At 61.4% G+C, this 21633-nt stretch carries 16 protein-coding genes; 10 read left to right on the forward strand and 6 right to left on the reverse strand.

Annotated elements, in window-relative coordinates:
* Positions 1-39: 39 nt before the first annotated feature.
* On the forward strand, positions 40-3285 hold the full coding sequence (locus AC1DX3_RS11085) for a PAS domain-containing hybrid sensor histidine kinase/response regulator (protein WP_476989339.1): 3246 nt from the start codon (positions 40-42) through the stop codon (positions 3283-3285).
* On the opposite strand, the gene AC1DX3_RS11090 is transcribed toward AC1DX3_RS11085, so the two are convergent.
* Positions 3280-3768 carry a GNAT family N-acetyltransferase gene (locus tag AC1DX3_RS11090; RefSeq protein WP_476989340.1) on the reverse strand — a complete coding sequence of 163 codons (489 nt, stop codon included), beginning with the start codon at positions 3766-3768 and terminating at the stop codon, positions 3280-3282. The two genes, AC1DX3_RS11085 and AC1DX3_RS11090, sit on opposite strands and share 6 nt — an antisense overlap.
* 258 nt (positions 3769-4026) lie before the next feature.
* Between AC1DX3_RS11090 and AC1DX3_RS11095 the strand changes: the two genes are divergently transcribed.
* Positions 4027-4860 (forward strand): sulfite exporter TauE/SafE family protein, encoded by an 834-nt coding sequence (locus AC1DX3_RS11095; protein ID WP_476989341.1) that lies wholly within the window; start codon positions 4027-4029, stop codon positions 4858-4860.
* Here the strand turns inward: AC1DX3_RS11095 and AC1DX3_RS11100 are convergent.
* Both AC1DX3_RS11100 and AC1DX3_RS11105 read right to left on the reverse strand, forming a co-directional pair.
* Positions 4857-5588, reverse strand: coding sequence for a hypothetical protein (locus AC1DX3_RS11100; protein ID WP_476989342.1), 732 nt, complete (start codon positions 5586-5588; stop codon positions 4857-4859). The genes AC1DX3_RS11095 and AC1DX3_RS11100 overlap by 4 nt on opposite strands.
* Positions 5588-6280, reverse strand: coding sequence for a hypothetical protein (locus AC1DX3_RS11105; protein ID WP_476989343.1), 693 nt, complete (start codon positions 6278-6280; stop codon positions 5588-5590). The genes AC1DX3_RS11100 and AC1DX3_RS11105 overlap by 1 nt, the downstream gene beginning before the upstream one ends.
* 209 nt (positions 6281-6489) lie before the next feature.
* On the opposite strand from AC1DX3_RS11105, the gene AC1DX3_RS11110 reads away from it, so the two are divergent.
* Positions 6490-7998 (forward strand): hypothetical protein, encoded by a 1509-nt coding sequence (locus AC1DX3_RS11110; RefSeq protein ID WP_476989344.1) that lies wholly within the window; start codon positions 6490-6492, stop codon positions 7996-7998.
* Positions 7999-8002: 4 nt separating this feature from the next.
* On the opposite strand, the gene AC1DX3_RS11115 is transcribed toward AC1DX3_RS11110, so the two are convergent.
* The 3 genes from AC1DX3_RS11115 to AC1DX3_RS11125 form a co-directional block, all read right to left on the reverse strand.
* Positions 8003-8485, reverse strand: a complete 483-nt coding sequence (locus AC1DX3_RS11115) for a hypothetical protein (RefSeq protein WP_476989345.1) — start codon at positions 8483-8485, stop codon at positions 8003-8005.
* A 327-nt stretch (positions 8486-8812) separates the two neighbouring features.
* A complete protein-coding gene (locus AC1DX3_RS11120) occupies positions 8813-10468 on the reverse strand; it encodes an alpha-L-fucosidase (protein WP_476989346.1) in 1656 nt (551 codons plus the stop codon).
* Positions 10465-12426, reverse strand: a complete 1962-nt coding sequence (locus AC1DX3_RS11125; RefSeq protein WP_476989347.1) for a sialate O-acetylesterase — start codon at positions 12424-12426, stop codon at positions 10465-10467. Before AC1DX3_RS11125 ends, AC1DX3_RS11120 begins: the two co-directional genes overlap by 4 nt.
* Before the next feature lie 309 nt (positions 12427-12735).
* Between AC1DX3_RS11125 and AC1DX3_RS11130 the strand changes: the two genes are divergently transcribed.
* The 7 genes from AC1DX3_RS11130 to AC1DX3_RS11160 all read left to right on the forward strand — a co-directional run bounded on the left by AC1DX3_RS11130 (position 12736) and on the right by AC1DX3_RS11160 (position 21624).
* Entirely contained in the window at positions 12736-13812 is a 1077-nt protein-coding gene (locus AC1DX3_RS11130) for a LacI family DNA-binding transcriptional regulator (protein WP_476989348.1), read from the forward strand.
* 205 nt (positions 13813-14017) lie between these two features.
* The gene (locus tag AC1DX3_RS11135) at positions 14018-15196 is read left to right on the forward strand and encodes a fumarylacetoacetate hydrolase family protein (RefSeq protein WP_476989349.1); all 1179 of its coding nucleotides are present in this window, start codon (positions 14018-14020) and stop codon (positions 15194-15196) included.
* Between the two features lie 60 nt (positions 15197-15256).
* The gene (xylB, locus tag AC1DX3_RS11140) at positions 15257-16006 is read left to right on the forward strand and encodes a D-xylose 1-dehydrogenase (RefSeq protein ID WP_476989350.1); all 750 of its coding nucleotides are present in this window, start codon (positions 15257-15259) and stop codon (positions 16004-16006) included.
* A gap of 193 nt (positions 16007-16199) precedes the next feature.
* The gene (locus AC1DX3_RS11145; protein WP_476989351.1) at positions 16200-17144 is read left to right on the forward strand and encodes an SMP-30/gluconolactonase/LRE family protein; all 945 of its coding nucleotides are present in this window, start codon (positions 16200-16202) and stop codon (positions 17142-17144) included.
* Positions 17137-18957, forward strand: coding sequence for an IlvD/Edd family dehydratase (locus tag AC1DX3_RS11150; RefSeq protein WP_476989352.1), 1821 nt, complete (start codon positions 17137-17139; stop codon positions 18955-18957). Before AC1DX3_RS11145 ends, AC1DX3_RS11150 begins: the two co-directional genes overlap by 8 nt.
* A 323-nt stretch (positions 18958-19280) precedes the next feature.
* On the forward strand, positions 19281-20705 hold the full coding sequence (locus AC1DX3_RS11155) for a sugar porter family MFS transporter (RefSeq protein WP_476989353.1): 1425 nt from the start codon (positions 19281-19283) through the stop codon (positions 20703-20705).
* Positions 20706-20781: 76 nt separating this feature from the next.
* On the forward strand, positions 20782-21624 hold the full coding sequence (locus AC1DX3_RS11160; protein WP_476989354.1) for an aldose 1-epimerase: 843 nt from the start codon (positions 20782-20784) through the stop codon (positions 21622-21624).
* The last annotated feature ends 9 nt before the right edge of the window (positions 21625-21633 follow it).

A 21633-nucleotide genomic window follows, 5' to 3' on the forward strand; every position in this document is an offset into this window, starting at 1 on the left:
CCCCACATTTGCCGCGGCGGTCTTGGAACAGTAAGTGAGTTGAAAAAGACGGGGGATCAGTCGTCCAAAAGCGTCGATGCCGGCGCGGCCTTGCGCTTTCTGGATGGCGCCAGCGAGATGGCCGTGCTGATGCGTGGTCACGACTGGTCGGCGACGTCATTGGGGCCTCCTGAGACCTGGTCGCAGCCGTTACGCGTCGTCGTTCGCCTGATGCTCAACACCAACCATCCCATGTACATCTTTTGGGGCGCCGACGGGGCCTGTCTCTATAACGACGCCTACAGTCAATCGATTGGACCGGAGCGCCACCCGGTGTCGTTGGGGCAGCCGGCGCGTCAGGTCTGGGACGAGATCTGGGACATTATCGGGCCGCAGGTCGACCAGGTGATGGCCGGCAAGGGCGCCACCTGGCATGAAAATGCCCTTGTGCCGATCACGCGCAATGGCCAGCGCGAAGACGTCTATTGGACATATAGCTATAGCCCGATCGACGACGAGACCGCGCCCCATGGCGTCGGCGGCGTGCTGGTCGTGTGTACCGAAACTACCAAACAGGTCATGGCGGAAAAACGCCGCGTCACGGAAGTCGAGCGCTTTCAATCCTTGTTCGACCAGGCGCCCACCTTCATGGCCCTGCTGACCGGGCCGGAACATACCTTCGCCATGACCAATCCAGGTTACCAAAGGCTGGTCGGCCGCGATGTTCTGGGCAGGACGGTAGCCCAGGCCTTGCCGGAAACAGTCGAGCAGGGTTTTGTCGCCTTGCTGGATGATGTTTACCGTAGCGGTAAGCCTTTCGTCGCCAACGGTGTCAAATATTTGCGTCACGGCAAGGTGGATGACGTCCGCTATCTTGACTTCGTTTACCAGCCTATTCAGGAGGCGGACGGCTCCATCACCGGCGTCTTTGTCGAAGGCGTCGATGTGACGGAACGCACCGCCTCCGAACAGGCGCTGAAGGAATCGACCGAGAAGCTGCGATTGGCTCAAAGTGCCGCCGGCGTGGCCGGCATGTGGTTCTGGTCGCTGGATCGTGGTTTGGTAACCGGCGACGAGGCTTTTGCGCGCACCTTCATGATCGATCCTGAGCTTCTGCGTGAAGGTGTGCCGTTCGACGTGATTGGCGCGGCCCTGCACCCTGACGATTTGCCGGTTCTGGTCGATGGTGTCGCCAAGACCATGACGACCGGTGAGACCTGCTCGATCGATTACCGCGTTCGTACGGCCGAAGGCGCCTGGCGCTGGGTCAATGCCATCGGCCGTGCCGAACTCGATGCGTCCGGCCAGCCGGTCAGCCAGTCCGGTATTGTCATCGACATCGACGAACGCAAACGCGTCGAGGCGGATTTGAAACAGACCCACGACCAGTTGCGCATGGCGCAAAAGGTCGGCGGCATCGGCGTCTTCGCTGTGGCGACCGGCGCCGACGAGATGACGGTGTCCGAGGAATTTTGCACGATATTCGGCATGCCGGTGACAAGCAAGGCCTCGCTTGCCAGCTATGCCGCTCTCGTCCTCCCCGAGGACAGTTCGGCTTCGTCACAACCCGAGGATCGTGCGACCGGCACGACGCCGTCGGAGACCGAATACCGCATCCGGCGGCATTCGGACGGCGAAATCCGCTGGATCTATCGCCGCGCCGAATTCACGCGCGACGGCGACGGCAAGCCGCTGCACATGGTCGGCATGGTCCAGGACATTACCGAACGCAAGGCCGCGGCCTTGCTGGTCAAGGAAAGCCAGGACTATCTCAACCTGATGGTCGAAAGTGTTCAGGACCACGCCATAATCTCTTTGGATGAAGCCGGCCGCATCGTGTTGTGGAACAGCGGCGCCCAGGAAATCTTCGGCCATAAGGCGCAAGACGTTCTGGGCGGCCATATCGAAGTCATTTTTACGCCCGAAGACCGTGCCCATGGCGCGCCGCGCATGGAGCTGGCGACTGCCGCCAACAAGACGTACGCCGGTGACGAACGCTGGCATATACGGGCGACGGGCGAACGTTTCTATGCTTCTGGCACCATGGCGGCCATGTACGACGACAGCGGCCGGGTGAAGGGCTTCATCAAGATCGCTCGCGACATGACGGCGCAGCAGAAGGCCCAGGAAGCTTTGCTTGAGGCGCGCAACGCCGCGGAGGCGGCCAATATCGCCAAGACCGAATTCCTGGCCAATATGAGCCACGAGATTCGGACGCCGATGAACGCCATCATCGGCCTGTCGACCATATTGGCGAAGAGCCAGCCTCTGACCTCACGTCAGAGCGACTATATCCGTACCTTGTCGAGCAGCGCGGACTCGCTCCTGGCTTTGATCAACGACCTGCTCGATATTGCGAAAATCGAGGCGCGTAGCGTCGAATTAGAGCATATCCCCTTTTCGTTGACCCGCCTGATGCAGGAGGTGACGTCGATGATGGCGGTGCAGGTGCGCGAGAAGGGGCTGACCTTCACCGGCGATGGAGATTGCGTCGAGGAGCGCGTCTTTGTCGGCGATCCCACCCGCCTGCGCCAGATCATGATCAATCTGTGCAGCAACGCCATAAAGTTCACGCACAACGGCTATGTCCACGTTTCGATCACCTGCCAGCCGACCGATCGGCCCGATATCGAAATGATCTGTATCGCCGTGCGCGACTCCGGCATCGGCATTCCAGCCGACCAGATCGACACGATTTTTCAGAAGTTCGTCCAGGCCGACACCTCGATCAACCGCAAATATGGTGGTACGGGTCTGGGCTTGGCGATCACCAAGACCCTGGCCGAAATCATGGGCGGCGGTATTTCGGTGACCAGCGAGCCCGGCGTGGGCTCTACGTTCGAGGTCTGCATCCCGCTTGAAATTGCCACAGCGCGCGCGGTCGCCACCACGGACTATTCATTGGCCGCCACCGTCAACAGTACGGTCGAAAAATCGCTGCGTCCGCAGGTCCTGCTGGTCGAAGACTACGAGCCCAATATTCTGGTGGCGCAAACCTTTCTCGAGGATTTCGGCTATACGGTCGATGTCGCCAGCAACGGCATGGAAGCCTTCGACAAGGTCAAGACCGGCAACTATGCCGCCGTCCTGATGGACGTCCAGATGCACGGCATGAACGGGCTCGACGCCACGCGCGCCATCCGGACTTGGGAAGAGCAGGAGGGCAGGGCGCCGGCGCGCATTATCGGCATGACGGCCCATGCCTTGTCCGGCGACCGTGAGCGTTGCCTCGGCGTCGGCATGGATGACTATATCGCCAAACCGTTCCGTCCGGAGGAATTGCGGCGCAAGATCGTCAATCTATAGGGTTTTGTGCAGATAACGCACGCCCTTGCCGCGGTCGCTTAAGTGCGCACGGCCGACCTCGGCGAAACCCAGTTTTTCGTGGAACACGTCCGAAGCCGGATTGGGCGGATCGTAATTGACTTCGCAGACGACGCAGTCGTGACCGGCCGTGCGCGCCGTGGCGAACAGGCGCTCATAGAGCTGCCGCGCCAGGCCTTCGCCGCGCCGCGTCGCCGAGACGACAACGCGATCGACATAGACAAAGCGAGGATAGCGCTCGCGGAACCACAGGAAGTTCGGGCTGTCATAGTCGCCTTCCTGATCGAAGGCGAGCAACAGCGCATCGCCCGCAGGGTCGGCATCCGCGACGAAAGCCGTCTCAATCAGCTGTTCCAGGCGCGTTTCGCTGAGGGACGACAGCTCGACGGCGTGGGCTTCATTGAGGTCGTGAAGGCGGCGCAGCAAGGTGGGCGCCAGCGGGGAGTTCAAGGATTTCAGGGTCATGCGTCTACATAGCCGCTCAAGCCGGCCAAGGCAAAACACCTCAGCTAACGACAGCAGTGAATTAAATTCGCTTTGCCGGTGGCCTCCGGCCTTCTATCAAAGCAGCGCTGTATCAGCCGGTCATTGACATGACCTAGTGATACGGCCCGTTTTTTTAGCTCAAACGCCGCATGGCTCGCCGCATCAGCGGCGACGGGCGGTCGCCCTTGCCAAGCCGCTTGAGCGCGGCTTGGTGCTTACCCCATACGGGATGGCCGCGTGTCTGACTTCGATCTTCAAGGCTATATCGCCGGCCTGCATATCAATCCCCTATATTGTTTTTCCGGCCTGGTGGTCGGGATGCTGGTCGGTTTGACCGGCGTCGGCGGCGGCTCATTGATGACGCCGCTTCTGGTCCTGCTGTTCGGTGTCCATCCGGCGACCGCGGTCGGGACGGATTTGCTTTATGCTTCGATCACCAAGGCTGTCGGCACGGCCATTCATGGCGGTAAACGCACGGTCGACTGGAAGGTCGTCGGTCTCCTGGCCTTGGGATCGATTCCTGCGACCCTGCTGACCGTCTATGCCGTCCAGCATTTCGGCAAGCCCGAGGCCATGTCCCACATTATCACCCTGGTCCTGGGCTATGCGCTGTTTTTAACGGCGGCCTTGCTGATGCTGCGTGGCGTCATTCGCAAACTGGCTGAAAAACGCCAGGAAAAGGCGATTGCCGAGGACAAGCCGCTGCATACCGGCCGCCGCGCCGTATTGACCATCCTGACGGGCCTGGTGCTGGGCTTTCTGGTGTCATTGTCGTCGGTCGGCGCCGGTGCCCTTGGAGTCACGGCGCTCATCCTTCTGTACCCGCAATTGCCGACGGTGAAGATTGTCGGCTCCGACATCGCCCACGCCGTGCCGCTGACCTTTATCGCCGGCATGGGCTATTTCATGATCGGCAAGGTCGACCCGTCACTGCTGATTGCCCTGCTGATCGGGTCTATCCCAGGCATTATCATGGGTAGCTTCCTGGCGCCCAAGATGCCGGAAAAGGTCCTGCGCGGCGTCCTGGCCTGCGTGCTGGTCCTGGTCGGCCTGAAGCTGGTGACCGCTTAGGGAACCTTGATCGTCACCTTTTCCCACTCATAGTCGTTGGTCTTTTCGTCCTCGCCCTTGTCCTTATTGTCGATGACTTCCTGGTTGGCCTTGGCCAGCATGTCCGGCAGGAACGTATAGACCTGGTCCAGGGTATCGAAATCGCAGCCGGTCAATTGCTCCGCCATGGCCTTGGCCTGGATTTCGCCGGCGCTGCTGTCTTCAGGACTGGCGCTGCTGCTGTCGCTACTGGAACTGCTGTCCTCGGCCATATCGCTGGTCATGGAGTCAGAGGTCATGGCATCCGACATCTCGTCGGGATCGATGCGCATGCCGCAATTGATCACGATCATATCGGCCTTGGCCGGCAGGCTCATGCCGGAGCTGTGCGGGAAACGCAGCACGGCATAGGCCGAGCGGTCGGCGGTCTTGAACAAATTGACCCCGGCCAGCCAGTAGTCCTGCTGGTCCTTCAGTCCGGGATCGAAGGCGTGCCAGGTGACGTCGGCATTATAGGTCTTGCTGTCGAAATCGCCGAAATGCAGCACGCCGGTATCGCCGGTCGGTTGATGGGTGATATCGGCAACCGTGTCGCCCTGGTCGTCAACGACCTGTATCCGGGTGGCATCGCCGAACGGCGAGGGTGCCTTGGCGAGGTCGGGCCCGACTGGAAACATGCTGCAGGCCGACAGGGAAATGGCGGCCGCGACGGCGGTCAAAAGTCCGCCAAAATACGAGAGTGTACGCATCACTTCACCTCCACATGGACGGACTGCCAGCGCAAATGCGGCGCATCCGTTTCGTTCTTGATCAGGTCGTAATTACGCAACACGGCCGGCGTGACCGCCATGGCCTCTTTCAGGCTGTTATATTCGCAGGCGCCCATTTCCGGCGGTGGCGCCGGCTCCAGCTTTATCGGTTGTCCGACGGCCTTGCCATTGGAATCTTCGGCGCTGTAGCTATCTTTACGGGCCATGTCGAGATCGCCGCAATCCAGGGCGACATAGTCGAACGCGTCGCTGCTCGTGCCCGGGGCGATGGCCAGGCTGTGTGGGAAGCGCAGGACGGTGTAGGTCGACCGGTCCTTGGTGCGCGTCGCGTTCATGGCGACGATCCAGTAATCCTTGCGCTCGGCATTGGTTTCCGCGACCATGGGCGTGAACGGACGATAGGTGACGCCGGCCATATAGTCTTTGGTGTCGGACAGGACGTTTTCCATGCGGGCATCGTCTTCGCCCTGGCCGCGGGCAATGGTGATGCGCATGTCGCGGCCGCCACCGCGCGCCGGTCCGGAGATGACGACGCTGGCGGCCTTGCCCCACGGACCGTCGCGATCGAGATCGGGTCCGACAACGGAACTGTCCCAGGCCGCCCGCTTGCCGCAACCGGCCAGAACCAGCCCTGCCAACGCCAACACGCTTATGACCTTAAGCCTACGCATCCGCCGCCTCCCGTAATGGGAGAAAGGTAGGTCACAAACGCGTGATCGTCAATGCAGCGCAGAAACATCACAGTATTTGTAACCCTTCGCGCTTGCGGTCTTTTGGCCGCCTTTTCGCTTGCCGGGTGTTAATTAGCGGTTAGAGTGGGTTAACGCTTTATGACTGACGGTGTCGCGGGTTTTCAGGTCGCGTTTTTTTGGGGGATGGCATGTATCAGTTTCGCGCGGGCAAAACGCTGAGCGCCTTAGGACTGGTCCTGGGATTGGGCATCGCCGGAGGCGTCCAGGCCGCCGCGCCTGCCCCTGCCGGCAGCCCCAGCACCGCCATCGCCATCATGCAGGCCGGCGCTGCGGTCCAGGCCCAGGACTGCGCCGCCGCCATCCCGCCTCTGACTCAATTATGGAACGACCCCAGCGTTGCGGCCGCCGACCCGGCCCTGGCGGCGCAGTTCCGTACGCAACTGATCGCCTGCACTGCCCAGACCCAGGGTATGGCCGCCGCCCTGGCGCTGTCGACGACCAATATCGCGCGCGCCGATGCCTCGGCCAGCGATTACGACCTGCACGTCTTCCTGCAACTGGTCGACAAGCAAAATGCCGCGGCCGCCGCCACCCTCAATGCCGGCCTGACCAAATTTTCCGGCAATGCCGGCGATTTCAGCGATATGAGCGTGTTCGGCACCTTGCTGGCCATTCGCGACGGCGACCCGGCGGCCATGCACAGCCTGCTCAACCACCTCGAGGAAGTGCACTGGCAGGCCCACAGCCTGTCCAGCCGGCCCCTGATCGGCTATCTGCGCATGACCGCCCTGCGTGAAGCCGTCGCCGCCGGCGATACCGTCCATGCCGACCTTTATCGTGGCGACATCGCCGCCGCTACCATGGTCTATGTCGTCAGCCAGGGCGACGGCACACTCAGCTCGGGTGCCGTCGCGCCGCAGGACATCAAGCCGGTGATCGGCAAGGAAATCGACGACCTCAAGACCTGGGTGGCCGCCAACCCGACCGACCTGCTGTCCTTAAGCATCCTGATGTCCCTGGAACGCGCCGACGACCAGGATGCCCTGGCCCTGACCCAGCTCAACGGCATCCTCGCCCTGATCGACCAATACGGTCTCGACAAGTTCGACAGCACCGGCATGTATGGCGAGCTGTTGACGGACAAGGCCGAAATGCTGGCCGACATCGGACGCGACGCCGATGCCAAGGCGGCCTATGCCGCTGGCGCCGCCAAGCTGACGGGCGACGACAAGACCAATCTGCAATTGTCATGGATGAACTATCTGACCGATGGCGGCGATGAAAAGGCCGGCATCGAACTGGCCGGCGGCATCGCCCTGGCCAGCGGCGATTCCTACATGATCCAGGCGGCCACCCTGACCGCCAATTTGGGGTGCGCCTATGGCTATGCCGGAGACGAACCCGCCTTCGCTCAGGCCGCCAATGCTTTGGCGGCGGTGCCGATCATGCGCATCAAACCTTACCTGTGCGCCGGTGATGCGGAAGGCGCCGCCCGCGACCTGATCGCCGCCATGGCCGATCCCGACAGCCGCAATCAGGTCATTCTGTTCATGCAGGACGGCTTGTCGCCGATCGCCTTCGGGCCTCGCGACCAGGCCTATGTCGCGGCCCTGGAGGCGCTGAAAAAGCGTCCCGATGTCCTGGCGGCCGCGGCCGCCAACCATATCCTGGTTCGTACCTGGCCACTGAGATTCTGAGTGGCTATTTGACGTCGCAGACCAGCTTGACCGGCTGTTCCTGGGCGACGGTGATATAGTCCTCGAAATCGGCGCAGGTCAGCAGGTTCTTGCCGCCCGGCTTGGTCGTGGCGACCGCGTCGACCAGGACCAGCGGTTTGCGCTGGGTGATGACCGGCAATTTGCTGAGGTCGATGCCGGCGCCGGTCATATGGACGGTCTGGCTTTCCGGCGTGACGGGGACGGTGTCCATGTTGAAATGGATGGTGTAGTCGGCGCCGGCCTGGCTGGCGCCTTCGGGGGTGGGATGGCCGAAATAGAGGGCCGTGACGCTGACCTTGGCGCCGGTCTGTTTCAGCTTGGCCAGGGCGGCCGGTGTCAGCTCGAAATCGACATCATAGGCATAGCTGACGGCGGCGGACGACGAGGCTGGCGCGTCGGCAGGCTTTGGCGAGCATTGAACCAACCCAAGTGCCGCGACGGCGATGACGGCGAGATATCTGGACATGAGCGTTTTCCCCTTGTTTGGGGCGAGCTTACGCCCAAGCCGCGCTCTTGTCGATCAGGCCGCCGCGCGCTGCCGGCGCCATTCGGAGTAGCCGTGGGCCTTTTTAGGAAAAATCGACACTCCGAATAGGTAAGGGTCCAGCGTTTGCGGTATCATAATACCAAAATGAAATAACGAAAAGCCGTAGTTGTCAGCGCACTTAAGTTCCAGGAATCCGGGCTGCCTCCATGGACTCACACCCGGCGCCTGGAGATTCGGAGCGCCGGTTTTCCCTAAAAAGGCCCACGGCTACTCCGAATCCCGCCAGCCCTTGCGGGGACAGGTCTTTTAGACCAAACCCGTGCCGGTGATCTTCAACACCGGCGTAAAGGCCGGCCGCGTGTCGGGCAGCCTGACCGTCAAGCCGCCAAGACCGAGATCGAACTTCAGCGGCTCGGCATGGCCCAGCAATTCCACCTTGGCGATGGTGCCGACGCGCTGCGGTGAGCCCTCGGCCATCGACACGATGGTCATATAGCCATTGTCCGGCCACTCCTGGCCGAGCGCGTAAAGAGCGCCGTCCTTCGTGGTGAAGCGGATGTCCTCATGTGAGAACGGCTTGGCCTCGCCTTCGTTCAACGCGCCTTCCACCGGAGGCTTGAAAGGGCCTTCGCCATAGATGGTCCACGGACGGGTAGCGAAGATGGCCTCGCCGTTGACGGTCATCCACGCTGCCATCTCAGTGAGGATCTTCTCTTCCTTGTCGTCGATTTCGCCGTTGCCGCGGACCGGGATCGACAGCAACATATTGCCGTTCTTGGCGACGATGTCGGCCAGGCGCTGGATGACGTCCTTCGAGGTCTTGTAGCCGTTGCGGTCATAGAGCGGCCGGTCGTAATGCCAGTTGCCGATACAGGTGCAGGTCTGCCACGGATTGTCGCGCAGGCGGTCGCTGTAGCCGCGTTCGATATCCTCGGTGATGGCCTTGCGTTGCAGGTCGTCGAGCTTCTTGCCGGTGGCGACGACGTCGAGCTTGCCGTGCCAGTCATAGCTGCGGTTATAATAATAGGCGGTGGCGTCGAGGCCGGCCTGTTCCAGGGGGAGGGCGGTGTCGTCGAAATAGACCAGGTCGGGCTGGTACTTGTCGATCAGGTCGTTCTGGCGTGCCAGCCACTTCTTGACGAAATAGGGATCGGCCGGCGGCACGGTTTCCAGCCATTGGCCGGAATGGTTGTCGTGATAGGTCTGCATATCCTTGATCGTAGTGATGCCGTCGGGCGGGGTGAAGTCGCCCATGGCAGGGCCCTGGCGGGCGCCGGCATAGAGTTCCTGCGGGTCGTAGCCGTCCCACCACTGGCCTTTGCCGTCTGCCTTGCGCAAGGTATAGGCGTCGTAACGCAGGCCGCGCACCGGACCTTCGGCATCGTAGCCATAGGCCGTCTGCCACCAGTGCCAGGCGTGCGACAGGTGGTTCGACACGCCGAAGCGCAAGCCCTGGGCCCGCGCCGCCTTGGCCCAGGTGCCGACGACGTCGCGCTTGGGGCCGAGCTTGGTGACGTTCCAGTCCTGATGATCCGAATCGAACATGTCGAAATTGTCGTGGTGGCCGGCCAGCGAGACGAAATATTTGGCGCCGGCGGCCTTATAGAGCCCGATCAGACGATCCGGATCCCACTTGTCGATCTTCCAGTCCTTGATGAACTGCATGAAGCCGTGCTGGGCCGGGTGGCCGTAGGTCTTGACGTGATAGTCGTAATACCAGTTGCCCTGCTGGTACATCTGGCGCCCGTACCAGTCGCCGCGTTCCGGGATGCATTGCGGACCCCAGTGCGCCCACATGCCGAGCTTGGCGTCGCGGAACCATTCCGGCGTCGCATTGCCCTGGGCCAGGGAGTCCCAACTGGCCTCGAACGGACCCTTTTTCGTCTTGGCGTCAACCGTATTCGCCGTCACGGCCGCGGCGGCTGCCGTCGATGCCATCAATCCGCGTCTTGTCACTTTCATTGGGCAATATCCATTTCGAAGGGCACGGCCGGCAGATCGTCGGCGCTGTACAGATTGACATAGGGCGAGTCCGCCCAGGCGTAGCGGACGCTTTTGGCGTCGGTGGTGTTGGCGCCCGGCAGCACGATCTTGTCGCCGGCGACCGTGGCCACGGCATAGCGGCAGGTATTGGGCGCCGAACAGACTTCGAAGCCCATGGCCTCGGCCGAGCTATAGGTGAGGAGCTTACCCTGGGTATTGCGGAAGGTGACGACCAGATCGCTGCCGGAACGGGTGACGGACGTGGCGTCCGGTCCGCTGGCGCTGACGTTTTCACCATAGACGACGCGTTGGGCGGCACGGGCCAGGCGTTGGCCGACAACGGTCTTTTGCGTCGGATGGATGTCCGTGCGGTCGCCGACGTCGACGGAGACGGCCAGGCCGGCATGCGGATCGGCATTGACGGCATCGCGCTGGGATTGACGCAGCTCGGCCCAGGCCGACTGCCCGGGCGTGGTGGCGACCGGACCGAAATTGGCCAGTTGCACGACCAGGAAGGGCAGGTCGGGTTCGTTGAAGGTTCGGCGCCAGTCGGCCATCATGGTCGGCAGCAGCGTACGATACTCAGTGGCATTGCCGGCATTGGCCTCCCCCTGGTACCAGGCGACGCCTTTCAGCGTGTAGGGCGCGATCGGGGCGATCATGGCATTGTACAGATTGGTGATGCCGGTGGGTGACGACCACGGCGGGCCCATGACAGTCGTTCCCGGCACGACCGGACCGGAAATCCGGTACTTCCATTCAGCGGGTAGGGTCAGGCTGGTGCCGTCGGCGAAGGCGAGCTTGCGATCTTCGGGTTTGCCGTACAGTCCGCCGCCACCGCCCGTATCGAGGGCGCGAACGACGATGACGTTTTTGCCGGCTTTGAGGGTGCCGGCCGGCACGGAATAATTGCGCGGCGTATCCCAACCGAAGGTGTTGCCGACCATGACCCCGTTGATCCAGGTGATGTCGTCGTCATCGACCGGGCCGAGACTGATGGTCTTCGCGGCCGCGGCCTGGGCCTTGGTCAGGCTAACGGTCTGGCGGTACCAGACAATGCCGTCGAAACTGGCGAGGGCGGGGTCGCCTGCCTGTTCCCACGGGGCCGACGGTGTCATGGATTTCCAATCCGCGTCGTTGAAGCCCGGCTTGAGCCAGTTGACCTTGGCGGCGGCGTCGGGCTCAGATTCCTGCCAACTGTCGCGGCTCGACTTGTCCCAGGCCGCTCGGACGCCCGCCGGGTCGGCGGCATAAGCCTTCAGGGCATCAAGGTTTTTGTCGTAGGTCTTGACCGTGCGCAGGCCGCTGTCGCTGATCCAGGCCTGGATGAGGGTGCCGCCCCAGAAGGAATCGATCATGCCGACGGTGACGCCCTGGTCCTTCGCGATCGCCTTGCTCATATGATAGCACACCGCCGACACGTCGCCGGTCGTCGGGCCGACAGCCTGCCACGATGCCGGTGTCGTCAGTTCGTCCAGCGGCGCCATCGCCGAATCGCGCGCCACGGTGATGAAGCGCAGATTGTTGTCGGGCGCGATGCCCGTCATGCCCCAGGAATTGGTGGCGTATTTCAGCGCGAACTCCATGTTCGACTGACCGCCGCACAGGAAGACGTCGCCGATCATGATATCGCTGAGTTTGGTCTGGCCGGCCGCATCGCTGAGCGTCAGGTCGTAGGGGCCGCCGGCGGGAGAGGGCGGCAACTGTGCCCGCCATTTACCGGCGTCGTCTGCCACAGCGGTCACGCTCTTGTCGCCGAGCGTCACGGTCAGGGCATCGCCGGCCGGCGCCGTGCCCCATACCGCCACGGGCTGGTTGCGTTGCAGGACGGCGTGGTCGCCGAAGACGCCGGCAAAATGCGGCGCCGTCGTTTGCGCGGCGGCGCCAAGGGGCAGGGCCGCCAGCAGCACTGTCAGGGAAATTGAACCGAAACGCATGATCTTGAGCTCTCAACCTGTTTGTTTTCTTTGGGCCATATCGGCAAAGATTGTCATACTTTTCAAGAGAATTCATGCGCAATATTTCACATGTCAAAATTCCTTTTAGTTCTAAAATTATTTTGTCGATCTGTTTCACCGGTGATGGGATTTGCCAAGGGCGCAATTGCGGCCTATAGAGGCGTTAGAGCAAAATGATTTAGACGGAAAATCTTTTTGCTCTAACTTTCTGTTTTGACGCGCAATTTATCCAAAAAATGGGAGTCATTTTTTGGATTGCGCTCATGGAATCATAAGAGGGGACAGGGTTTGGCGCGTAAGGTCAGTCGTCGCGGCGGCAATATCGTCACCATCCATGATGTGGCGCGCCATGTCGGCGTCTCCCCCATGACCGTGTCCCGCGTTATCAATGGCGAGAAGAATGTCCGCGAGGAGACCCGGGCCAAGGTTTTGGCATCGGTGGAAGCGCTTAACTATTCGCCCAACCTGGCCGCCCGGTCGCTGGCCACCCAGGATTCGGCGCGCATCGGTCTGCTCTATTCCAATCCATCGGTCGCTTTCCTGAGTGAATTCCTGCTGGGTATTCTGTCCGAAAGCTCGGTCAGCGGCACCCAGTTGCTCATCGAGTCGTGCGAAGGTCCCGAAGGCGCGACTTCGGCCCTGGAAAAGATGAAGGCCGGCGGTTGCGACGGCGTCATCCTGTCGCCGCCCCTGTCCGATTCGTCGCGGGTCGCCAAGATATTACGGGATATGAATATGCCCTTCGTCGGCGTCGCCATGGCGCGCCCGGACCCTGACGTCTCGTGCGTCACCATCGACGATTTCAAGGCCGCCTTCGCCATGACGCGCCGGCTGATCGAATTGGGTCACAAGGAGATCGGCTTTATCAAGGGGCATCCCAATGCCTATGCCAGCCAGATGCGGTACGAGGGTTTCGAATCGGCCATGACCAAGGCCGGCCTAAGCGTGAACCCCGACTTCGTCGCCCAGGGCTATTTCACCTATCGCTCGGGTTTCGACGCCGCCGAACGGGTATTGAGCCACAAGGTGCGCCCGACGGCCATCTTCGCCAGCAATGACGACATGGCCGCCGGCGCCGTCGCCACCGTGCATCGTCTCGGGCTCGATGTCCCCGACAATATCACCATTGTCGGTTTCGACGACACCGCCATGGCGTCGAGCGTCTGGCCGGAACTGACCACCGTACGCCAGCCGATTTCCGACATGGCGGGCCTGTCCTTGCGTCTGCTGCTCGACCATATTCGCGCCCGCCGGTTGGGCCGTCCGTTCGAAGCGGTGCGCGAGGTCCGCGACTTCGCCCTGATCGAACGGCAATCGTCAGGTCCCTTGGCTTCAGGTCCTTTAGCTTCCGGACCTTCGGCGTAGGCGCCTGTGGCATCGGCGCCTACGGCTTCTTTATTTCATCTTTTAATTTTTCTTATTGCCTCATTATTTTCCCGGTCTATCTTGACACGCGCGTGCATCTGCCCGATGTTAGCGCTAACAAGATAAGAGCCATCCTATGTGGACGGTCAAACGGGTTGAGCAGACGTGGGCAACCACACCACTTACAATCCTGAAGGGATGAGACATGTTCGATTTTCTGCCCGCAGACTGGCGTAATGCCACGCTGGTCGGGCGCATCCAGACCGCTGACGGCCCGACACCTATCCTGGTCAAGAACGGCGAAGTCTTCGATATGTCGGCCATCGCGCCGACCGTTTCGCAACTGCTGAAAGCCTGGCCCGACACGGGGATTCCGGGCGGTGGCTTGTCCCTGGGCAAGCTGGAAGACTTCCACTTCGCCAAGACTTGGGCCAGTGGCCGCGACGGCGACCAGCTTCTCAGCCCCATCGATCTGCAGTGCGTCAAGGCCGCCGGCGTCACCTTCGCCGTCTCGGCCGTCGAACGTGTCATCGAAGAACGCGCCCGTGGTGATTCCGACAAGGCCCAGGACATCCGCAACGCTTTGGCCGAACGCGTCGGCTCCGACATTCGCTCGGTCAAGCCGGGCTCGCCCGAATCGGCCAAGCTGAAGGACGCCCTGATCAGCGACGGCCTGTGGTCGCAATATCTCGAAGTCGCCATCGGCCCCGACGCCGAGGTCTTCACCAAGTCGCCGGTCCTGTCGTCCGTGGGTTGGGGTGACGAGGTCGGTGTCCGTTCCGATTCAACCTGGAACAACCCGGAACCCGAAGTGGTGATGGTGGTCACGCCCGAAGGCCGCGCCGTCGGTGCTACCTTGGGCAATGACGTCAATCTGCGCTGTTTCGAAGGCCGTTCGGCGCTCCTGCTGGGCAAGGCCAAGGACAATAATGCGTCCTGTGCGCTCGGGCCGTTTATCCGCCTGTTCGACGACGGCTTTACGATCGATGACGTCCGCAACGCTGTTCTGGATCTCAAGATCGACGGTCCCGAAGGCTATGAACTGGTCGGCCGTTCGACTATGGCCGATATCAGCCGCGATCCGCTCGACCTGATCGCCCAGGCGATGAGCGAGCACCATTATCCCGACGGTTTCGTCCTGATGTTGGGCACCTTGTTCGCCCCGACCCAGGATCGCGATACGCCGGGCCGCGGCTTTACCCACAAGGTCGGCGACGTCGTCAAGGTGTCGTCACCCAAGCTCGGGTGCCTGGAAAATCGCGTCACCTATTCGAAGGACGCCCGTCACTGGACGTTTGGTATTTCCGATTTGATGCAAAACCTGGCCGATCGCGGCCTGCTGAAACCAAAAAATACGGCGTCAGCCGTCAAAAAAGCCTCCTAATCCTCGCGCGTTCCGCAGACCCCTGCGGAACGCGCGCATAATCTCAGAGAGTAAACGTCTATGTCGTCTGCCATTTATCCCAGCCTCAAGGGCCGCAAGGTGCTGATCACCGGCGGTGGCTCCGGCATAGGCGCCGGTCTTGTGGCCGGTTTCGTCCGTCAGGGCGCCAAGGTCCATTTCATTGACCTGGTCGACGACATTTCCGACAAGATCGACACGGGCTTCGTCGATGTCATGCCGGTCTTTCACAAATGTGACCTGACCGATACGCCGGCTCTGGAAAAGGCCCTGGCGGCGATCGTCGCCGATGGCCCGGTCTCCATCCTGCTCAACAATGCCGCCCGCGACGACCGCCATACCCTGGCGGAAGTGACGTCGGAATTTTTCGACAAGAATATCGCCGTCAATCTCAAGCACATGATGATGGTCACCCGCGCCATCGTGCCCGGCATGAAGGCGGCCGGTGGCGGTGCCATCATCAATTTCGGCTCGATCTCCTGGCACCTCGGCCTGCCGGACCTGGTGTTGTACGAGACCGCCAAGGCCGCCATCGAAGGCATGACGCGTGCATTGGCCCGCGAACTGGGCCCGGACAATATCCGCGTCACCACAATCATTCCCGGCAATGTGAAGACCAAGCGTCAGGAACAGTGGTACACGCCGGAAGGCGAGGCCGAAATCGTCCGCTCGCAGTGCTTGCCGGGCCGTATTGTGCCGGAAAACGTCGCGTCTTTGGCCTTGTTCCTGGCCTCGGACGATGCGTCTTTGTGCACGGGGCATGGTTACTGGATCGACGCCGGCTGGCGTTAGGTTGTTCGCGCAAGGTTAAAAGCGTACAAGAAGTACCCGATTTGCGCTCGCGGGATCGACAGCAAGGCCCCCACCACCGCATCTAGCCGCGAAGGCGTGGCGTCGTGCGGTCCCCCGCCCCACGGGTGGGGCGGTGTAAGGTAGCGGTTTTGTCCTAATTTGCAGGCTTCTATCTCTTACTTCGGAACACAGGATGCCCAATCTTTTCCAACCTGAATGCGTCTGGGACCTGAAGGCGACCTTGGGCGAGGGGCCTTTGTGGTCGGCGCGCGACCACGCCGTGTGGTTCGTCGATATCAAGAAACAGCATGTCCACCGCTATGATACCGATATCGGCTCGCACCAGTCTTGGAATGCGCCGAGCCCCTGCGGTTTCCTGGCGCCGAAAGCGTCGGGCGGTTTCCTGGTCGGCTGCAAGACCGGCCTCTATGATTTCGATCCGAAATCCGGCCAGTTCAGCCATCATAAAGATGTCGAGCCAGATTTCCCCGGCAATCGCCTCAATGACGGCTATGTCGATCATCATGGCCGGTTGTGGTTCGGTTCCATGGACGATGCCGAAGAGCAGCCTTCGGGCAAGCTCTATCGTTATGATCATCGCGGTTTGCACGTTGCCGACGACGATTATGTCATCACCAACGGCCCGGCCGTCAGCCCCGACGGCAAGACGCTCTACCACAATGACACGCTGAAAAAGATCATCTACGCCTTCGATTTGAGCGAGGACGGGCACCTGTCAAACAAGCGCGTCTTCACCCAGCTCGACCAGGGCGCGGCCACCGAGGTCGCCAGCCCTGTCTGCTATGCCGGTGAAGCAGAAACCCGCAGCCAGCATGGCGACGGCTATATGGACGGTCCAATCGTCGATTCCGCCGGCAATGTGTGGAACGCGCTTTTCTTCGGCTGGGGCGTCAATTGTTATGCGCCGGACGGCCGGTTGATCCGCAAGGTCCAGTTCCCCGTTTCCAACGTCACCAAGATCGCCTTTGCCGGCCGCGACCTGAAGGTCGTCTATGCCACCACGGCTGCCAAGGGTTTGACGGCCGACGATCTGAAACACCAGCCTCTGGCCGGTGGCCTGTTCCGCTTCGAAACCGATATCGCGGGTTTACCCCAAAACGAGATAAAGCATGTCTGAGTACGATCAAAAAACGCCATCAAGTCATTTGACACGTCGCCCCGCCACAGCCAATGGCCGCTTCCGCAGCCAGGAATGGTTCGAGGCGCCCGGCCATATCGACATGGCAGCGCTCTATCTCGAACGCTTCATGAATTACGGTATTACGCCGCAGGAATTGCGTTCGGGCCGGCCGATCATCGGCTTCGCCCAGTCGGGGTCGGACCTCGCGCCATGCAACCGCATCCATCTCGAACTGGCCAAGCGCACGCGTGAAGGTATCCGCGACGCCGGCGGTATCTGCATGGAATTTCCCACTCATCCGATTTTCGAGAATTGTCGCCGACCGACCGCCGCCATCGACCGCAACCTGTCGATGATGACCCTGATCGAAATCCTGCACGGTTACCCGATCGACGCGGTGGTGCTGACGACGGGTTGCGACAAGACCACGCCCGCCGGCATCATGGCAGCGACCTCGGTCGACATCCCGGCCATCGTCCTGTCGGGCGGGCCGATGCTGGACGGCTATCACGACGGCGACCTGGTGGGTTCCGGCACCGTCATCTGGCGCGCCCGCCGCAAGCTGGGCGCCGGCGAGATCACCGAGGAGGAGTTCCTCGACATGGCCTGCGCCTCGGCGCCATCGGCGGGCCATTGCAACACCATGGGCACGGCCTCGACCATGAACGCCGTCGCCGAAACCATGGGGCTCAGCCTGCCCGGCTGTTCTGCCATTCCGGCGCCCTATCGCGAACGCGGCCAGATGGCTTACGAGACCGGTGTCCGCATCGTCGAGATGGCCTATGAGGACCTGAAGCCGTCGAAGATCCTGACCAAGGCCAGTTTCCTCAACGCCATCGCCGCGGTTGCAGCTATCGGCGGGTCGACCAATGCCCAGCCGCATATCGTCGCCATGGCGCGCCATGCCGGGGTCGAGCTGACGGACGCCGACTGGATGGCCGCCTACGATATTCCGCTGATCCTCAACATGCAGCCCGCCGGCAAATATCTCGGCGAGCGTTTTCACAGGGCAGGGGGCGTACCGGCCATCCTGCATGAGCTGGCTGTGGCCAATCGTCTCGATACGACGGCGAAGACGATCACCGGCAAGACACTGGGCGAGAACATCGCCGGCAAGGCTTCCAGAGACCGGGAAATGATCAAGACGGTGGCCGAGCCGATGATGGAGCGCGCCGGCTTCTTGGTCCTGAAGGGCAATCTGTTCGATTTCGCCATCATGAAGACCAGCGTCATCAGCGACGAATTCCGTCAGCGCTATCTGTCGAAGCCCGGCCAGGAGAACATCTTCGAAGCCAAGGCGGTCGTCTTTGACGGCTCGACCGATTACCACAACCGGCTCAATGATCCGGCGCTCGATATCGACGAGAACACCATCCTGGTCATCCGCGGCTCCGGTGTCGTCGGCTGGCCCGGTTCGGCGGAGGTTGTCAATATGCAGCCGCCCGACGCACTCCTGAAGCGCGGCATCACCTCGCTGCCGACGCTTGGCGATGGTCGCCAGTCGGGGACGTCCGATTCGCCGTCGATCCTCAATGCGTCGCCCGAAAGCGCCGTCGGTGGCGGTCTCGCCTGGTTGCGCACTGGCGATATCATTCGCATCGACCTCAATGCCGGCACTTGCAACATGCTGGTTGATGATGAAACCATAGCCGAGCGCAAGAAAGACGGCCTGCCGCCGGTGCCGGAGTCGATGACGCCGTGGCAGGAGATCTATCGGGCCACGGTCTCGCAACTGCACACGGGCGGGGTCATGGAGCCGGCCCTGAAATACGTGCGGATCGCCGACAAGATGCCCCGGCACAATCACTGACAAATCCAGCGTTTGACAATTGTCACCCGGCCTGCGGGCCGGTGACTACGTCAAAATGTATAGGGTTCACAATCGCCGAACGTGTTGCGTTGCGTCATGGTAGCGATAACAAGGTTAATGGAAAAATGGCATGAATTTGCGCGAATTTTCCCCGCAAAGCCTTTAAAAATATAGCTCTTTTGGAAAGGAGAGCTTGCCTGAAATGCGCCGCCGCATTAAGGTTTTGCCACAACCGGGAACCAACCCGGACGAGATGCCGAAGACTAGGGAAATGCGGACACCAATGTCCGCTCAAATGGGAGAGTTAGAGGATGTCCTCAACAATGAAGACCGCGAACATGGGTCTGGTCATGGGGCTCGCCGTCGGCGCCGCCCTGGGCGGGCTGTTGTTCGGCTACGACACCGCCGTCATCAATGGCGCGGTCGAATCCATCAAGCACAATTTCATCGATCCGCGTACGGCGCTGACGGAGCTGCAGCGCTCAAGCCTGTTCGGCACGGCGACCGGTATGGCGCTGCTGGGCTGCGTCGTCGGTTCCGGCGTCGCCGGCTGGACGTCGCGGGCCTTCGGCCGCCGCGGTGGCATGTTGATCGCCGCCGTCCTGTTCTTCGTCTCGTCGATCCTGTCCGGCTTTCCGGAATTCGGTCTGGCCCCGATCGGCCACATGGGTGTCGATGCGCTCAACCCCTTCATGGTCTACCGCTTCTTCGGCGGGATCGCCATCGGCATGGCCTCGCTGATCTCGCCGATGTATATCGGTGAAATCGCCCCGGCCAAGAGCCGCGGCATGCTGGTGACCTTCCAGCAGCTGGCTATCGTCGGAGGCATCCTCCTGGTCGCCATCGTCAACCTCTATATTTCGCGTATGGGCGGCGGCGACGATACCTGGATCGACAATATCGGCTGGCGCTACATGCTGGCCTCCTGCGCCCTGCCGGCCGCTCTCTTCTTCCTCGCCGCTTTCATGATGCCGGACACGCCGCGTTGGTACGTCATGAAGGGCCATGACGAAAAGGCGATGAAGCTGCTGACCCAGCTGGACGGCGTCGACGAAGCCACCACGACCATGGCTGAAATCAAGGACAGCCTGAACCAGCATTCGGGCAAGCTGTTCTCGTTCGGCCTCGGTGTCATCGTTATCGGCATCATGCTGTCGGTCTTCCAGCAGTTCGTCGGCATCAATGCCGTGCTGTACTATTCGAATCTGATGTTCAAGAATGCCAATCTCGGCACCGACGCCTCGTTCGTGCAGACCGTCATCATCATGGCGACCAATGTCGTCTTCACCCTGGTCGCGACCTTCACGGTCGACCGCTGGGGCCGCAAGCCCTTGCTGATCCTGGGCGCCCTGATCATGGCCGTCGCTATGATCGCCATGGGCTACATGTTCCAGCAAAAGACGGAAGGCACCATGCTGCTGGCCGCCGCCATGCTCTATGTCGCCGGTTTCGCCCTGTCGTGGGGCCCGGTTGTGTGGGTCATGCTGTCCGAGCTCTTCCCCAATTCGATCAAGGGACGCGCCATGGGCATTGCGGTCGCGGCGCAGTGGATCTCCAACTTCTTCGTGACCTCGACCTTCCTGATCATCGACGGCAATAGCCAGCTGAACGCCATGTTCAACCATGGCTTTGCCTATTACCTCTACGGCATCTGCTCGGTTTTGGCGGCGCTGTTCGTGTGGAAGTTCGTCCCGGAAACCAAGGGCCGGACGCTCGAAATGATCGAAGGCTTCTGGAAGAAGAAGTAATCTTATCGTCTTGAGGCAGGCGGAGTCGGCCACGGCTCCGCCTGCTTTTTTATTAAGCGCAAAAATAGAGATAAAAATGCTACGCTTAAGCACTGCCGACACCGTACTCGACATCAATCCGGACATCGGCGGGTCGATCGCCCGCCTTGTTCGCAAGGACGAGGATATCCTGCGTCCGACGCCGGAAGGCGCCACGGACGCCCTGCAAACGAGCTGCTTTCCGCTGGTCCCCTTCTGCAACCGCATCCGCGACGGCAAGTTCGTCTTCGAGGGTCACAAGGTGGTCCTGCCGCCCAATCTCAGCGACCATCCCCATGCCCTGCACGGCCAGGGGTGGCGGAACGCCTGGAAGATCGTCGAAGCCTCGCCGACCCGCGCGGTCCTGAGCTATCATCATCAGCCCGACACCTGGCCGTGGGAATATGAAGCGACCATCGTTTATGAACTGCGCGCCGACGGCCTGCGCAGCTTCCTGAGCGTGAAGAACCTGTCGCGCATCACCATGCCGGCGGGGCTCGGTTTCCACCCCTATTTCAATCTCAAGCCCAACTCGCGCCTCAAGGCGACGGTCGACGGCATCTGGCGCAGCGATGATGAATGCCTGCCGATTTCGTGGCATGCCGGCGTGCTGCGCAAGGATTGGACGCACGGCGAGCCGGTCGCTTTCGATGTCACCATCGACCACTGCTATACCGGCTTCAAGGGCCGCGCTGAGATCTATGACGGCGATCGGTTGACCCACACCCTGCGCGCCTCACCGGATAGCCATTGGCTGCACATCTTCGTGCCGCTGGGGGATAACTATTTTTGCGTCGAGCCGGTCAACCATATGCCGGACCCGTTCAACCAGCCCAATAGCGGATTGAAATGCCTTAAGGCCGGGGAAACCAGCATGGTCTGGATGGACATCGCTTTCTAGAAAACGCGG

Source organism: Asticcacaulis sp. P2_B1 (genome assembly GCF_056404915.1).

Excerpts from the sequence above, each read along its gene's own strand:
- AC1DX3_RS11090 (WP_476989340.1), bottom strand. The coding sequence starts at position 3,768 with ATGACCCTGAAATCCTTGAACTCCCCGCTGGCGCCCACCTTGCTGCGC.
- AC1DX3_RS11100 (WP_476989342.1), bottom strand. The coding sequence starts at position 5,588 with ATGCGTACACTCTCGTATTTTGGCGGACTTTTGACCGCCGTCGCGGCC.
- AC1DX3_RS11105 (WP_476989343.1), bottom strand. The coding sequence starts at position 6,280 with ATGCGTAGGCTTAAGGTCATAAGCGTGTTGGCGTTGGCAGGGCTGGTT.
- AC1DX3_RS11110 (WP_476989344.1), top strand. The coding sequence starts at position 6,490 with ATGTATCAGTTTCGCGCGGGCAAAACGCTGAGCGCCTTAGGACTGGTC.
- AC1DX3_RS11115 (WP_476989345.1), bottom strand. The coding sequence starts at position 8,485 with ATGTCCAGATATCTCGCCGTCATCGCCGTCGCGGCACTTGGGTTGGTT.
- AC1DX3_RS11120 (WP_476989346.1), bottom strand. The coding sequence starts at position 10,468 with ATGAAAGTGACAAGACGCGGATTGATGGCATCGACGGCAGCCGCCGCG.
- AC1DX3_RS11125 (WP_476989347.1), bottom strand. The coding sequence starts at position 12,426 with ATGCGTTTCGGTTCAATTTCCCTGACAGTGCTGCTGGCGGCCCTGCCC.
- AC1DX3_RS11135 (WP_476989349.1), top strand. The coding sequence starts at position 14,018 with ATGTTCGATTTTCTGCCCGCAGACTGGCGTAATGCCACGCTGGTCGGG.
- xylB (WP_476989350.1), top strand. The coding sequence starts at position 15,257 with ATGTCGTCTGCCATTTATCCCAGCCTCAAGGGCCGCAAGGTGCTGATC.
- AC1DX3_RS11145 (WP_476989351.1), top strand. The coding sequence starts at position 16,200 with ATGCCCAATCTTTTCCAACCTGAATGCGTCTGGGACCTGAAGGCGACC.
- AC1DX3_RS11150 (WP_476989352.1), top strand. The coding sequence starts at position 17,137 with ATGTCTGAGTACGATCAAAAAACGCCATCAAGTCATTTGACACGTCGC.
- AC1DX3_RS11155 (WP_476989353.1), top strand. The coding sequence starts at position 19,281 with ATGAAGACCGCGAACATGGGTCTGGTCATGGGGCTCGCCGTCGGCGCC.
- AC1DX3_RS11160 (WP_476989354.1), top strand. The coding sequence starts at position 20,782 with ATGCTACGCTTAAGCACTGCCGACACCGTACTCGACATCAATCCGGAC.